The 14,812-nt window shown below is 61.6% G+C and carries 10 protein-coding genes and 2 pseudogenes; 6 read left to right on the top strand and 6 right to left on the bottom strand.

From position 1 onward, the window contains the following. Positions 1–76: 76 nt before the first annotated feature. From FJ974_RS29230 to FJ974_RS29245, 4 genes are all read left to right on the top strand, one after another. Entirely contained in the window at positions 77–2,491 is a 2,415-nt protein-coding gene (locus FJ974_RS29230; protein WP_140537675.1) for a GcvT family protein, read from the top strand. A gap of 11 nt (positions 2,492–2,502) precedes the next feature. Further along, the gene (locus FJ974_RS29235; protein ID WP_140537673.1) at positions 2,503–4,044 is read left to right on the top strand and encodes a trimethylamine methyltransferase family protein; all 1,542 of its coding nucleotides are present in this window, start codon (positions 2,503–2,505) and stop codon (positions 4,042–4,044) included. 47 nt (positions 4,045–4,091) lie between these two features. Then, positions 4,092–5,744, top strand: coding sequence for an ABC transporter substrate-binding protein (locus FJ974_RS29240; RefSeq protein ID WP_140537672.1), 1,653 nt, complete (start codon positions 4,092–4,094; stop codon positions 5,742–5,744). Positions 5,745–5,850: 106 nt separating this feature from the next. Then, positions 5,851–6,894 (top strand): GlxA family transcriptional regulator, encoded by a 1,044-nt coding sequence (locus FJ974_RS29245; RefSeq protein WP_140537670.1) that lies wholly within the window; start codon positions 5,851–5,853, stop codon positions 6,892–6,894. Between the two features lie 70 nt (positions 6,895–6,964). Here the strand turns inward: FJ974_RS29245 and FJ974_RS30495 are convergent, their stop codons facing one another. The 5 genes and pseudogenes from FJ974_RS30495 to FJ974_RS29270 form a co-directional block, all read right to left on the bottom strand. Then, positions 6,965–7,342: an SDR family NAD(P)-dependent oxidoreductase gene (locus FJ974_RS30495; protein WP_181177263.1), complete on the bottom strand. Its 378-nt coding sequence runs from the start codon at positions 7,340–7,342 to the stop codon at positions 6,965–6,967. Beyond that, a complete protein-coding gene (locus FJ974_RS29255; protein ID WP_140537669.1) occupies positions 7,342–7,953 on the bottom strand; it encodes a hypothetical protein in 612 nt (203 codons plus the stop codon). Before FJ974_RS29255 ends, FJ974_RS30495 begins: the two co-directional genes overlap by 1 nt. Positions 7,954–8,342: 389 nt before the next feature. Next, positions 8,343–9,380 (bottom strand): GlxA family transcriptional regulator, encoded by a 1,038-nt coding sequence (locus tag FJ974_RS29260; protein WP_140537666.1) that lies wholly within the window; start codon positions 9,378–9,380, stop codon positions 8,343–8,345. Further along, positions 9,377–10,482 (bottom strand): annotated as a pseudogene (locus FJ974_RS29265) (mandelate racemase/muconate lactonizing enzyme family protein). Before FJ974_RS29265 ends, FJ974_RS29260 begins: the two are co-directional and overlap by 4 nt. Positions 10,483–10,484: 2 nt before the next feature. Next, complete coding sequence (locus tag FJ974_RS29270; protein ID WP_140537664.1) at positions 10,485–12,038, bottom strand: trimethylamine methyltransferase family protein; 1,554 nt, start codon at positions 12,036–12,038, stop codon at positions 10,485–10,487. A gap of 438 nt (positions 12,039–12,476) precedes the next feature. Between FJ974_RS29270 and FJ974_RS29275 the strand changes: the two genes are divergently transcribed. Continuing rightward, positions 12,477–13,388 carry a LysR substrate-binding domain-containing protein gene (locus FJ974_RS29275; protein ID WP_140537662.1) on the top strand — a complete coding sequence of 304 codons (912 nt, stop codon included), beginning with the start codon at positions 12,477–12,479 and terminating at the stop codon, positions 13,386–13,388. An 11-nt stretch (positions 13,389–13,399) separates the two neighbouring features. Here the strand turns inward: FJ974_RS29275 and FJ974_RS29280 are convergent. Next, a pseudogene (locus tag FJ974_RS29280) lies at positions 13,400–13,965 on the bottom strand (GMC oxidoreductase); the annotation flags it as partial. Positions 13,966–14,161: 196 nt separating this feature from the next. On the opposite strand from FJ974_RS29280, the gene FJ974_RS29285 reads away from it, so the two are divergent. Further along, a complete protein-coding gene (locus tag FJ974_RS29285) occupies positions 14,162–14,404 on the top strand; it encodes a hypothetical protein (RefSeq protein WP_140537661.1) in 243 nt (80 codons plus the stop codon). Positions 14,405–14,812 lie beyond the last annotated feature (408 nt).

Here is a 14,812-nt window from a genome sequence, read left to right on the forward strand (position 1 = left end):
GGAGGACTAGACATTGCTGTCCAATCATTGTACACGTATGTCCAATGTCGGGTGGTCCTGATCTTGGGAGGCAGGGTTGAAGTCGCATTACCGGGCCGTCGTAATCGGAGGCGGGGTCGTCGGCGCTTCGGTGCTGTATCACCTCACTAAGCTCGGCTGGACGGATGTTGCCCTGATCGAGCGGTCTGAACTCACCGCCGGTTCGACATGGCATGCGGCCGCGGGCTTCCACGCTCTGAACGCCGATCCGAACGTCGCCGCCCTCCAAAATTATACCATCGGCCTTTATCGCCAGATCGAGGCAGAGTCGGGCCAGGACGTCGGCCTGCATATGACCGGCGGCGTCAATATCGCCAGCGACCCGAACCGTTGGGAATGGCTGAAATCGGCCTGGGCGGTTTTCCAGTCGGTCGGCATCGAGACGGCGCGCCTGGTTACACCGGACGAAATCAAGGATATCTGCCCCATCGTCGATCTGAAGGGCGTTCTCGGCGGCCTCTACGATTCAAACGAGGGACACCTTGATCCATCTGGGGCGACCCATGCCTATGCAGGAGCGGCGCGCAAGCGCGGCGCAGACGTCATCCTGCGCAATCGCGTGGTCGAACTGAGACCGAGACCGGACGGAAGTTGGGATGTCGTTACCGAAAAGGGCACGATTGTCGCCGAGCATGTCGTCAATGCTGGCGGCCTATGGGCAAAGCAGGTCGGCTGGATGGTCGGCCTCGACCTGCCGGTTACACCGCTGGAGCACCATTACCTCGTCACCGAGGACATTCCCGAGATCGCCGCGCTCGACCGCGAGATCGGCGTGTCGGTCGACCTGGACGGGTTTTCCTATTTGCGGCAAGAGCGCAATGGGCTGCTGATCGGTGTTTACGAGCAGGATGCCAGACACTGGAACATGGACGGCGCGCCGTGGGATTACGGCATCGAGCTGATACCGGAAGACATCGAGCGCATCGCGCCGGAGCTTGCCAGCGCCTATGAGCGCTATCCATGCCTGCAGACTGCCGGCATCAAGAAATGGGTCAATGGCGCCTTCACCTTCACGCCGGACGGCAATCCGATCGTCGGGCCGGTGCGCGGCCTCAAAAACTACTGGGTGGCCTGCGGCGTCATGGCCGGCTTCAGCCAGGGCGGCGGCGTTGGCAAGTCGCTCGCGGAATGGATGATCCATGGCGAGCCGCAGGCCGATGTCTTCGGCTTGGACATCGCCCGCTATGGCGCTTTTGCGGCCAACCGGGAGTATCTCAGGGAGACCACGCACCAGTTCTATTCACGCCGCTTCGTCATGACCTTCCCGAATGAGCGGCTGCCCGCGGGAAGGCCGCTGAAGCGGCCCGGTGCCTATGAGCGCATGACGGCTTCGGGCTGCCAGTGGATGGGATCGTGGGGGTTGGAACTGCCGGCCTATTTCGCGCCGGCCGGTTTCGCCGAGGCGCCAACGCTGAAGCGCTCGAATGCTTTCGACCTTATCGGCGCTGAAGCACGCGCGGTCCGCCAGCAGGCGGGACTTGTCGATACCTCAGGTTTTTCCCGGTACGAGATTTCCGGACCTGGCGCCGCCGCCTGGCTCGACCGTCTGCTGGCGGCAAAAATGCCGGAGCCCGGACGCGCTCGGCTCGCGCCGATGCTTGGTCACGACGGACGGCTCAAGGGAGACCTAACCGTCTTCAACTGGGGCGATGGCCGCTACTGGCTGATGGGCTCCTATTATTTGCGCGAATTCCACATGCGATGGTTCGAAGATCATGTCGCGACCGATGCAATCGTCCACGACATTTCCGATACGATGGCCGGCTTTCTGGTCACCGGACCGAACGCGCGCGAGATCCTGGCCGCGACCACGCACTTCGACGTCTCTACCAGCACGCTGCCGTTCATGGGCTGCATGGAACTGGATGTCGGCCTTGTTCGGGCGAAAGTCTCCCGGCTGTCCATTGCAGGCGAACTCGGCTTCGAGATCCATTGTTTTGCCACCGAACATGCAACGCTGCATGAGACGCTGCTGGCTGCCGGGCGCGAGCGCGGACTTGCCCAGGTCGGTTATTACGCCCTGAACTCTCTGCGCCTGGAAAAGAGCTTTGGCATCTGGTCGCGTGAGTTCACGCAGGCCTATACGGCGGGCATGACCGGTCTCGATCGCTGGATCGCCTTCGACAAGGGCGACTTCATCGGCCGCGCCGCCGCGCTTGATGAGCGCGAGCAGGGTGGAACTGAGAGTACCGTCGTGACGCTGGAGGTGGATGCGACGGACGCCGACGCAAGCGGCTTCGAACCGGTCTGGCACGACGGGCGCCGAGTGGGCTTCATTACATCCGGTGGCTACGGGCACACTGTCGGCAAGAGCATTGCCTTGGCTCTCGTCGACAGAGAATTCGCGCGAAAAGGCATAGCGCTATCGGCCCATATCGTGGGCGTGGAGCGGCTCGTCCGGGTGATCGCCGCATCGCCCTACGACCCGCGCGGCCTTGCGATGCGAGCTTAGGAGGTGGTCCGATGATCGATAGCGCTGCAAGGGAAAGTCGCCGCGGGCGCCGCACTCGTGGCGCCGAGGCCGGCATGAGGCGGCCGGACTATCGAATGCTGCGCAACCCGTTTCTGCCGCAGCCGGTCTTTTCGGACGACCAGATAGCTGCCGTCCACGAGACGGCGTTGCGCGTGCTGGAGGAACTCGGCATCAAGGTACTGCTGGCTGACGCCCGCGATCTCTACCGGCGCGCCGGGGCTCTCGTGGACGATGATACGCAAATGGTGCGCATCGGCCGCGACATGGCGGCGGCGGCGCTGGCCTCCGCTCCGGGATCGATCCTGGCGCATGCAGGCGACCGTTCGCGGGACCTCGCACTGGAACTCGGCGCGATGACCTTCCTGTCAGGATGCGGCGCACCCAATGTCACTGATCTTGATCGTGGCCGCAGGCCCGGCAACTTGGCGGATTTCGAAAACCTCTTGCGCCTCGTGCAAAGCTTCGACGTGCTGCACATGCTCGGCCCCTGCATCGAGCCGCAGGATGTCGACAACCATCTGCGCCACTATGCGGTCAATCGGGCGCAGCTAACCCTGTCCGACAAGTTCCCCTTCATCTTCGCGCGCGGCACGCCGCAGGTCGAGGACGGCTTCGAGATGATCAGGCTGGCACGTGGTCTGTCGGATGACGAATTTCGCGCCGGCGCCTACTGCTATACGGTCATCAACACCAACTCGCCGCGCCAGCTCGACATCCCGATGGCGCAAGGCATCATCGACTTCGCCAAAGCTGGCCAGGTGCTGATCATCACGCCCTTCTGCCTGGCCGGCGCCATGGCGCCGATCACGGTGGCCGGCGCGCTGACGCTGCAGCATGCCGAGGCGCTGGCGGGCCTGACCCTCGCCCAGATCGTGCGTCCCGGCGCGCCGGTGGTCTATGGTTCCTTCTCCTCCAATGTCGACATGAAGTCCGGCGCGCCGGCCTTCGGCACGCCGGAGCACGTCAAGGCGACGCTTGGCGCCGGCCAGCTGGCGCGCTTCACCGGCCTGCCCTGGCGCTCCGGCGGTGGCAGCGCCGCCAACACGTCCGATGCGCAAGCGGCGCATGAGACGCAGTTCGCGCTGTGGGGCTCGGTGCTTGCCGGCGCCACCGTCTGCATCCATGCCGCCGGCTGGCTGGAAGGCGGCTTGAGCGTCTCCTTCGAGAAGCTGATCACCGACATCGAGGCGCTGCAGACGATCGCCGAGCTTTGCGCGAGCACGCCGGGCGATGCCGAAGCCATCGGCTTCGAAGCCATTGCCGAAGTTCAGCCGGGCGGGCATTTCTTCTCGGCCGGCCACACCATGGCCCGCTACCGCACCGCCTTTTACGAGCCGCTGGTGGCGGACCTGTCGAATTTCGGTACGTGGACGGAGGCCGGCTCGCGCACGGCAACCGAACGCGCCAACGGCATCTGGAAGCGGGCGCTCGCGAATTTCCAGCCGCCGCCCTCGGCTGCGGCCTCGGCCGAAATCCTCGACGAATTCATTGCGCGCCGCACCAAGGAGGGTGGCGCGATGCCCGTCTCCTGACGGGCAATGGCTGGTGAAACGAGCCTGATGGCCAATGGGAGGATGAAATGGACTTTCTGACACGCAATGGCAAACCTGTTCCTGAAACTGTCCAGCGGATGGCGGCGGAGGCGGCCGCGGGACGCATGGACCGCCGAGAATTCCTGGCACTCGCCAGCGCCTTCGGGCTTTCGACCGCCGTCGCCTATGGCATGATCGGACTTCCGGCACCGATCGCAATGGCCGCGGAGGAACCCAGGAAGGGTGGGGTTATCAAGGTCGCCATGCTGGTCAAGGAGATGAAGGATATACGCAGCTTCGACTGGGGCGAAATGGGCAACATCGCCCGCCAAGTCCTGGAGCCGCTGGTCAGATACACCAAGGATTTCACCTTCAAACCCATGCTCCTCGAAAAATGGGACGTGAACGACGATGCGACCGAATATGTGTTGCATGTGCGTAAGGGCGTGAAATGGAACAACGGTGACGAGTTCAACGCTGACGACGTCATCTTCAACCTTGAGCGCTGGTGCGAAAAATCGGCGCAAGGCAATTCCATGGCCGCGCGCATGGCCAGCCTGATCGACCCCGCGACGGGCAAGGCCCGGAACGGCGCCATCGCCAAGGTCGACGACCGGACGGTGAAGCTGAAGCCGTCGGTGCCGGATATTTCCATTATTCCCGCATTTTCGGATTACCCGGCCCTCATCGTGCATCGCGACTTCGAGAAGATGGGTTCGGATTTCGTGAAGAACCCGATCGGCACCGGACCGTTCGAACTCGTCTCCTACGAAACCGCCGTGCACGCGGTCTACAAACGGCGCGAGAACGGCGGCCCCTGGTGGGGCGGCGAGGTTCATCTCGACGGCGTCGAATTCATCGACTACGGCAACGACCCCAACGCCATGATCAGCGCCTTCGAGGCGGGTGAGGTCCATACCAACTATGAGACCACCGGCGACTACGTGGCAATCCTCGACAAGATGGGACTGGTGCGCAGCGAAATCCTGACCGCCGGCACACTGACGGCCCGCATGAACGTCAACAACAAGCCATATGACGACCAGAGGGTGCGCAATGCCGTGCAACTCGCGGTCGACAATGGAGCGGTGCTCGAACTGGGTTACAACAATCTAGGTGAGGTGGCGGAAAACCACCATGTGTGCAGCATCCATCCCGAATACGCGCCGCTGCCCAAAGTGGAGAGGAACATCGAGAAGGCGAAGGCGCTGATGGCCGAGGCAGGTCAGGCGGACTTCGAGCACGAGATCATCACCGTCGACGAGGATTGGCAGAAGAACACCGGTGACGCGATCGCGGCGCAGATGCGCGAGGCCGGCTTCAAAGTGAAGCGCACTGTTCTGCCAGGTTCGACCTTCTGGAACGACTGGACGAAATATCCCTTCTCGCTGACCGTCTGGTCGATGCGGCCGCTCGGTGTACAGGTTCTGGCCGTCGCCTATCGTTCGGGTGAGGCTTGGAATGAGTCCGGCTTCTCGAATAAGGAATTCGACGAGAAATTGGCGCTGGCGATGGCCACTCCGGACGTGGAAAAGCGGCGCGCGACTATGAAGGACGTCGAGAAGATCCTTCAGGACTCCGGTGTCCTCGTTCAGGCTTACTGGCGCAAGATCTTCAATCACTCTGCACAGGCGGTGAAGAACTATAGCACCCATCCCATGCAGGAAACGATCTTCGAAGAGGTATGGCTGGAAACCTAGGTGAGGCTCACATCGAGCGGCACGGGCTCTCCGCCATAGACACGGCCGTAGTGTCCGCCCCGATCAACTACGCCGATACGATTGCCCCAGATGCAAGGAAACAAACGTGGCTACACGCTGGACCGAGGAAAGGCACATCGTCCTTGCTGTTTATCCGGGTGTATCGCTGTTGGATCTGGGCGGACCGCTGGAGGCTTTCCGCGTCTTCTCGGAGTTCGGAGGCGACCACCGCATCCGCTACAAATGCACCGTTGTTTCTTCGCAAGGCGGCCAGGTAGCCACGGCTGACGGCGTGCCGCTTGTCGCGCAGTCAATCAAATCCCTCTATCGTGTGAAGATCGATACGCTGATCGTGCCCGGAGCCTTTCTGATCGATGAGGTCACGCGTGACGTCGATCTCATCAAGTGGGTGGCAAAAACAGGCCCGCGATGCCGCCGCGTATGTTCCGTCTGCGTCGGCAGTTTCTTGCTCGCCGCGGCAGGCCTGTTGAAGGGTCGACGCGCCGCCACTCATTGGATGCACGCGAAATTGCTTGCCCAACGCTATCCCGAAATAACCGTGGAAGCCGACGCCATTTTTGTCCGCGACGGACGTGTTTGGTCGTCTGCCGGAGTGACTACAGGTATTGATCTGGCCTTGGCACTGATCGAGGACGATTGCGGTCGCGAGGCGGCGATGAGCGTTGCGCGTATGCTTGTTGTCTATCTCAAACGCGCCGGCGGTCAATCGCAGTACAGCGCGCTTCTCGCGACCCAAGGAGAAGCGGATTCTGATGCGTTCGTCGAACTCGACCGTTGGATTGCCGAGAACCTCACCACCTCGCTGAATGTCGAGGCTCTGGCGGAGCGTATGCACATGAGCTTGAGGAATTTTACCCGTGTTTACACCCAAAAACGTGGGCGGACTCCCGCCAAGGCGGTGGAGGCAATACGCCTCGACGCCGCGCGACGCCTCCTCGAAGAAAGCAATGACCGGATTGAGGTGATCGCCGAGACGTGCGGATATCGGGGCGAGGAGCAAATGCGGGCCGCGTTTGTGCGTGTGCTAAACGTTCCGCCTCGTGAGTATCGCCGCCGCTTCGGCCCCAGGCACAGATCGTTGGAGAAATCAAACGAAGCCGGCGGCGCCTGCCAATTCAATTCGCAATGATCCGGCTGCCTTTCGCGTAGTTGGTTGTTCAAGCGTCCTGTGGCGTGTTCCGAAAGCTGATGGGGCGGGCTCAACAGGTGTTGGTTATGGGGTGTGAAACCTCCATCCACAGCATGAACAGTGCCTGTCGCGTAGCGGGAATATCGGACAGCAAGAAGCCACCAGCCCAGCTCGTGTGCCGTGGCGACCGAGCGGCACGGTCTCGGCGAACGTCGTGTCGGACCCTGCAAACATTTCCTCGAAGCTTGAATGTCATGGATCCTGCTATTGGACCCGGATCGCACGCCTTGACCCGAATGCTGCGGTTTCCAATTTCGAGGGCAGCGGTCTTCGTCATGCCAACAATTTCATGTTTAGAGCCGACATAAGCGATGATACCCGCGCCCCCGACGACGCCAAGCGCAGCTGCGGTTGGCTTTGCCGGCCGGGCGAGTGCATTGTGGCGCACTAACGCTTGCGCAATAAAACCGGTACGACGTGGTGAAAAGCGATTCCCTCATCGCGGTGTTCACCCCCGGTAATCGCGGCAAACCATGCTGCCGCAGCGCCAAGCGCGGACCCTGCAGCCGTGGCGAAGCCAAAAATAGCAGCTATGTGGGCTGAAAGGCGCACCGTGCTTTCGTTGAGTTGCGCGTCAGGGCGATTGATCACGGCGGCCGCGCCGTGGCCACCAATCAGCGCCAAGAAAAACGCGGCTCCGAGTGTCGCTAGGGCCCAGACTGCGATGCCGTGTATGCCATCGCGGAATTCGCTTTCACTTTGGTTGCTGTCTTCCCAGCGCGTGCGCATTCGTCCAGCTACATAACCGCCGGCTGCAGAACTTGCTACAGCAACGATAACTACCCACAGCCCGGCCACAAGCACATTCCAGGAGGCGCCACCGTTGGGAAGAGTCGGAGAACCCAGCGCCAAACCGGCGCTCGACCCGAATTGCAGAAGAACCACCGAAATGGCGCAAGCGATGACACCCCCGCCAAATATGCCTCCCCACTCAAGATAGGACGATGTAGCCACTTTTGGGGTCACTGCAGCGCTTTCCGTTGGGGCTATTTTGGCCATGATCTTACCGCAGTCCAAAAAATGATAGAATGAACAAAACGATCACGACGAGGCCAACAAGATAGATTATTCCGTTCACGGCATCCTCCTCCTGATTGCGGACCGAAACACAACGTGTCCGTGATGTTTTGGTTGCAAAAGAGCCCGGCCCGGCAATCTGGACATTGACGATAAGTGGAAATTCCGCCTGAGATCGGCATTCCAATGATGTACGCGTTTAGCAGCGGCAAAGCTGAGCAAGGACAACCGTTGCCCTGCTTCGACCGGAATGGGGCCGAGAGCAGATAGTCCGTAGTCGGCGTGACCGGGGTAGAAAGAGCGTCAGCGTGGAGAACCGCATTGCGTCAAAGGGTAACCTCGCCAACGGATCAACTACCCCAGTCCGGGACCTACCCAGGGCGGCACGATGGCCCGACACTGTTGCGGCGAGATGCCGTTGAAAGCTCTGAAGCACAGGCAAAATGCGAGGCAGACATGAAGCCGCTGGCCATGGCGATATCGATCATGGGCATGCGCGTGCTTTCGATCAGGCGCTTGGCATGGTCTGTGCGAATCCGAAGATAGTGCCGCACCGGCGGCAGGCCGATATGCGTGGCGAACAAGCGTTCCAGCTGGCGCCGCGACACTCCTGCCCGATGCGCGACTTCCTCCATGGATAGCGGAAATTCGACATTCTCTTCCATGATCCGCATTGCCATCAGAAGCTTGTCGCTCACGCCGGAAAAAGCAAGACCTGACGGCCCAGTCTGTCGGTTTGACCCAGACCGCTGACCTTCGACGGTCGCGTGCCGGCAGACCTCTTGAGCAATGTAGTCGCCTGCGTGGCCGCCGATCAGATCCACCGCGAGATCGAACGCCGCCAGTTCGCCGGCGCAGGTCGAATACTGGCCGTCCTTGACAAAGAGTGAGTCGCGGATCCGTGGTCTGTGGAACACTTCGGAAAAGGCGGCGAGCCGCGACCAGTGAATCGTGCAGCGTGTATCCGCCAAGAGGCCGGTTTGGGCGAGCAGCCAGGTTGCCGTGCCGACGGCTGATATCGGCACCCCACTCCGCGCGATACCCCGCAGAAAACTGTTGAGCTGCGGCGTCAGCTGCTTTTCCACCAGTTCGCCCGCGACGATGGCGAGTTGATAGGCCCTCCGGTCGCCGATGCCGGCCGAGAGTTCGCCCATCGAAGCATCGACCGCGACTGAAAGCCCGTTTGCTCCTTCGACGGGCTGCCTGCTCGTTCCCACGATCTGCCAGCGGAACAGCGGCAACCGGGAGACTGCATTGGCGATGCGGAACGGCTCGACATAAGCGTGAAGCGCGAGGTGGGAAAAGCCGGGCAATACCAGCACCGCGACATCAAACGGACGCACCGCCGCCACCGCCGTTTCCGCCGTGGTCAGCCCCTTCAATGCGCTGATGTTGGCCGGCGCGTTCATCGCTCCGCGTATGTGACCACCGGCTTGCCGAACATGCCGGATTCCGGTTTCACGCCCAGCCCAGGTCGCTGCGGCACAGCGATATGACCCTTTTCGATGACGACCGCGTTCTTTGTGTCGAAATGCCCGTCGATATATTCCTGTGCGATCCACGCGCCCTCCATGCGACGCGGCTCGACCGTGGCAGCTAGATGGACACACGCCGCCGGTCGCCGCCCCCGGCGTCATCGCAGCTGTGCGGCAAGGAGCGAATGGCGCAAAGATCGCGCACGGTCGCCATCTTGGTGAGGCCGCCGAGGCGCGTCACTTTGAAGCCGAAGCCGTCGGCGATGCCCCGCGAGATCGCGCGCAGCACCGCGTTCTGGTCCTCGGTGCTCTCGTCGAGATAGACCGGGTGCGTCACGCGGCCCTTGAGCGTCGCGATCTCGTCCATCGTGTTGCAGGGCTGTTCGAAGACGAAGGGGACCGCCTGGCAGAGCCTGTCGAGATGGATCGCGGCGGCTACCGTCAAGCCCCTGTTGCCGTCGACCGCGATCCGCGCCTTGTAGCCGACGGCTTCCCGGACCTTGTGGACGGTCGCCACATCCTGCTCGAGGTTGCGCCCGGCGATCTTGACCTGAAGGCGCGGATAGCCGGCCTGCACCTTCTCGGCGGCGATCCGTGCCGTCTCGTCGGGCTGGCCGACGATCAGCGAATAGTAGGACGGCAAGCGCTCCGTCAGCGCGCCGCCCAGCAGCGTCGAGACCGGCACGCCGAGCTTCTGGCCGAACAGGTCGAGAAAGGCCATGTCGAACGCGGCCTTCGCATAGCCGTGGCCGTTCAGGCGCTCGTCCATGCGTTTTGCCAGCAACCTGATCGAAGCGATTTCCGCGCCTATGAGACCAGGCGCGATTTCGGCGATCGCGGCGCGAGCGCCGAGCACATGATGCGGCTGGTAGACCGGGCCGATCGGGCAGGTCTCGCCCCAGCCGGTTAAACCGTTGTTTGTCACAACTTCGATAAGGGTACTGTCCAGCGACTCCACGTCGTCGCTCGCCATCCGATAGACGCCGCCTTTGACCGGCAATTGGGCCGCATAGATGTTGATCCGATCGATGCGCACGCTCAGAATTCCTCATTCAACGCATCGACGGCGGGGATCTCGCGCGAGCGCCGGTCGATATAAGCGCGCAGTTCCTCGTCTTTCGCAATGTCGAGCGCGGGTTCTTGATACTCGGCCAAGAGCCGGCGGGCATGCTCCAGCGCGCGCTGCTTGATGTCCTTGGCGCCGTCCGCGTACCACTGCTCGATCGAGTTGTTGTCGAACAGTTTTGGGATGAAGAAGGCGCGTTCGAAGTTGGCCTGCGTATGCGGATGACCAAGGTAATGACCGCCTGGCCCGACATCGCGCACCGCTGCCAGGGCCTCGTCGAAGTCGTCCCACTGGATGCCTTGCGTCATGCGGTAGCCCATGGCGCAAACCTCGGCGTCGACGACGAACTTCGCGATCGAGCAGTGCATGCCGGCTTCATTCCAACCTGCCGAATGCCATATGTAGTTGGCACCTGACATCAGCACCGCCATCATGGTCATCGCGCTCTCGTAGCCGGCCTGCGCGTCGAAGACCTTGGCCCCGCCGAGCAGGTTGGAAGTGCGCCAGGGCACGTTGTAGCGGCGGGCCATCTGGCCGATCATGAAGTTCATCAGCGAGATTTCCGGCGTGCCCGCCATCGGCGCGCCCGACTGCATCGACACGGTCGAGAGATAATGCCCGTAGATCGCCGGGCAGCCCTTGCGCACCACTTGCGTGTAGGCAAGCGCGGAAAGCGCCTCGGCATTGAGCTGTGCGACAGCCGCTGCGGTGGAGGCCGGCGTGTTCGCGCCGCCGAGAACGAAGGGCGAGCAAAGAACCGGCTGGTTGCGCCGGCAGAAGGCGCGCATGGCGCCAAGCATCACCTGGTCCCAGACCAGCGGCGAATTGCCGTTGCAGTTGCCGGTCGTGACCGCATGCGTCTCGAGGAAGTCCTTCCCAAAAAGGATCTCGCACATGTCGAGCACATCCTCGGCATTCTTGGGCGAGGTGGTCATGCCCATGAAGATCTTGTCGGAGTGCTTCACCGACGAATAGGTGATGTGCAAGTGCCGGTGCGCGACGACGATGTCCATCGGCTCGACGATGTGGTGCGCAGATGAATGCAGCGCCGGCATCATATGCGCGAGCTTATGGAAGGTGCCGAGATCCGCGATGGTCGGGCCGCGCCTGACATCGTCGAGGTCGCGCATATAGGGCGCGCCGGTCATCGGCACGAAGATCGACTTCGGCCCACCGAGCTCGACATTCTTCGCCGGATCGCGCGCGAAATATTCGATCCTGGAAGGAATGGTCTTGATGAGCTCCATGACCAGGCCGCGATCGAGATGGACGCGGTCGTCCGCCCGCACGTCGGCGCCTGCCCTCTTCCAGTCCTCGATCGCGATCGGATCGCGGAAAACCACGCCGACGTCTTCCAGAATGGCGAGAGACGCCTCGTGGATGCGCTCGACCTGTTCGGCGTTCATCGGCTCAACGACCGGAAGGCCGCGCTTGAGCGTCGGCAGCATGTCGATCTTTGGCGCCGTGCGGATCGTCCGCCGCGCCTCCCGCCCCCCTCTACGAGATACTTGCAGTTGAGCAGTCATGCCGGCCTCCAGGAATAAGCAGTGCGGCCCGTGTGAGCCGCCGGAACTATTGCCGGAGCCTCAGGATTTGACCTACTGCAAAAGTCTCACGCGTCTGTTGACTAAAGCGCCGCGATAGCCGGCTTCGTCGGCCTTGGCGGCCCGTCGCAAGGCGCCCTCGGAGCGAACAGTCTCACCCCGCTGTTGAGTTGAGCGGCGCAGATGTCGCCGTGAAGAGTCTCGCTGGTGAGTAGTGTCGGACATCGATTGGGGGGTCGCAGATCGCGAAGCGCGGTTCTTGGAGTCCTTCTATGTTCCGCCACAAATGGGTTGGGAAGCGAACCATAGCCGGTCGAGAACGCAGGCCTCTCTTCCTGTAATGGTTTTCCGGTAAATCGAGCATCTCTTGCTCAAGTCGTCGCACCGCGCGATCATCGAAGTGTTTGGGGGAAACTTGAGATGGTTCGCCGCTACTACGACCTGCCCTCGTTGACCGCCTTGGCGGTTTTCGAGGCTTCGGCCCGTCATCGCTCGTTCAAATTGGCGGCCGCGGAACTGAACGTCACACCCGGCGCCGTCAGCCGGCAGATCAAAGCAATCGAAGACGAGCTCGGAGTGCCGTTGTTTAACCGGCTGGGAACCGGCGTGGCTCTGACCAGCGCGGGCGAGGACCTCTACAGTGTGTTGGCCAGCGGCTTTTCGCGAGCGGCGGACATCGTCCGCAATGTGAAGCGCGGCGACCGCTCCAAGAATGTCACGCTGGCCTGCTCGGATGCCTTCGCATCGATGTGGCTCATCCCGCGCATGCCGGACTTCTGGACACGGTACCAAGACATTGCCGTCGACCACCTCATCTCCGATAGTCCGCGCGACTATCGTCGCGCCGAGGTCGAACTACGCATCCGCTACGGATTCGGTTCATGGCCAGACGAAAATGCCGAGCTGCTTTTCGACGAGACGATCTACCCCGTTTGCGGAACGGGATTTGCAAGCAAGCTTCGGGGCGCAACTGCGGAGTCGCTGGCCGACCTGCCGCTGCTGCATGTCGACTGGGTTGACCCCGACTGGGCTGGCTGGGACGAGGTCTTACGCCGCGCCGGCGTGCCGCATGGCCCGACCCGCGGCCGCCGCTTCGGCAAATTCTTCGTTGCGCTCCAGGCAGCGCAAGCGGACCAGGGCGTTGCCGTCGGATGGCACCGCCTGGTCAAAGCCCAAATCGACGAAGAAAAGCTGGTCAGGCTCACGGATCTCGAGCTGCCGGCGCCAGGCGGCTATTATCTCACCTGGAACGACAATCGCACGCTTTCCCCTGCCGCCAACACCTTGCGGGATTGGTTGCGAGAAATCGCCGCCAGCGAGCGGGAAAGCTGAGCAGGTGTCCGTCAGCGGTCGCTCGTCGCCCAACGAGGGCTAATCCAAGGTTGCTGATTTGTACGAGGCAATGGGTGCTTTCCTTGAATGTGGTCCGCCGCTTTCTCGCCCGTCATTATCGAAGGACTGTTTAGATTCCCACAGGTGTTGTGGGGAATATCGAGCTATCCGCAGCGCGCAGGCCTTCAACCCCGATGACTCTGGTTTCTAGGTCCACCACCGCCATGTGATCATCTGCAGAGCCCATCCGGCAGGTGCCGCACGGGTAGAAAGCGCTCTCGAGATGCTCACGCAAAAACGCCGTCCGTCTACGCCTTGGAGCGTGGCTGAATTTCCTCGCCCGATAAGTCTCGAAAGCCGCCTGGCCGAAGATTTCACGCGTGACACGGATAGCGTGCCGAAACTTGCTCCAATGTTCAGGATCACTCATGTAATTGAAGCGCAAGACGGGCGCATGTGCGAAATCGGGCGAGCGCAAGGTCACGGAACCGCGTGATCTTGACATGTTGTAGCCCACGTGCGCCTGAAAGCCGTGACCACGGCAGGCCACTGTTCCATCCCAACCTACACCCGCTGGCTCGTGCCGGCGGGCTTTGTGTCGGGTGCAACCTAGCCGCTGCCAGCCTTCTTCTTGCGGGATATAGCGCAGCCCTTGACGGGATTTTCGCTCAGGGGACTTCGGTCCACGTATAGTGGGACTGTGGCCCGAGAGTGGAACAAATACTCCAAAGTTCTCTTTTCTTTAGAGTGAAAACTCAAGAAGGAGAGAAGTCATGCCTGACGGACCTACAGTCGTAAACTCCGGAAGCGGCGGAACAGTCGTTGCCGTAATCCTTGGCATCATCGCAATTGTTGTGTTGTTGTTCTTCACAGGAGTGATTAACCTAAATGGTAGCGGAGGGAAGGATGTGAACGTGAGCGTCAACACGCCCAAGATTGAGGCACCGGCCGCACCGTCGATTTCCAAACCCGCTGCTCCGGCCAAACCCGCCCCGGCACCTGCTAACGGGGGCTAAGTCAAGTCTGACCGCAATTACGGGCCCCGGCATTTTCGCCGGAGCCTGTAGCGTCTCGCCTCTCAGCAAATCACTTGGCTGGGATCAGAGACGAGGACGCGTTGCTTACGGTTTGAACTACCGCTCGGCGCTATGGCGGATTAGACGTCCTCGAAAGGCTTGGCTCAGGCAGGCCCCGGCGGGTTCCGCGAGTCCCCCGTCAGATGCCAGTGCTTCTCAAAGAGGTGCAGTTTCTCGGGATATCCAAGCCGCGGCGCCGCGTGAGGCATCCGTCGTCAAGTTCTCGGCAAATCGGCAAACCGACACCCTTATCCTCGTAGATGCCCACCATCATCGCAGGTAATGGTGGGCATCCACGAACTGGCAATGAAGGGACTATTGCTCGCCAGCACCTCTCCAATCCCGTCT

Origin of the sequence: Mesorhizobium sp. B1-1-8, from assembly GCF_006442795.2 — a bacterium.
GTDB lineage: Bacteria > Pseudomonadota > Alphaproteobacteria > Rhizobiales > Rhizobiaceae > Mesorhizobium.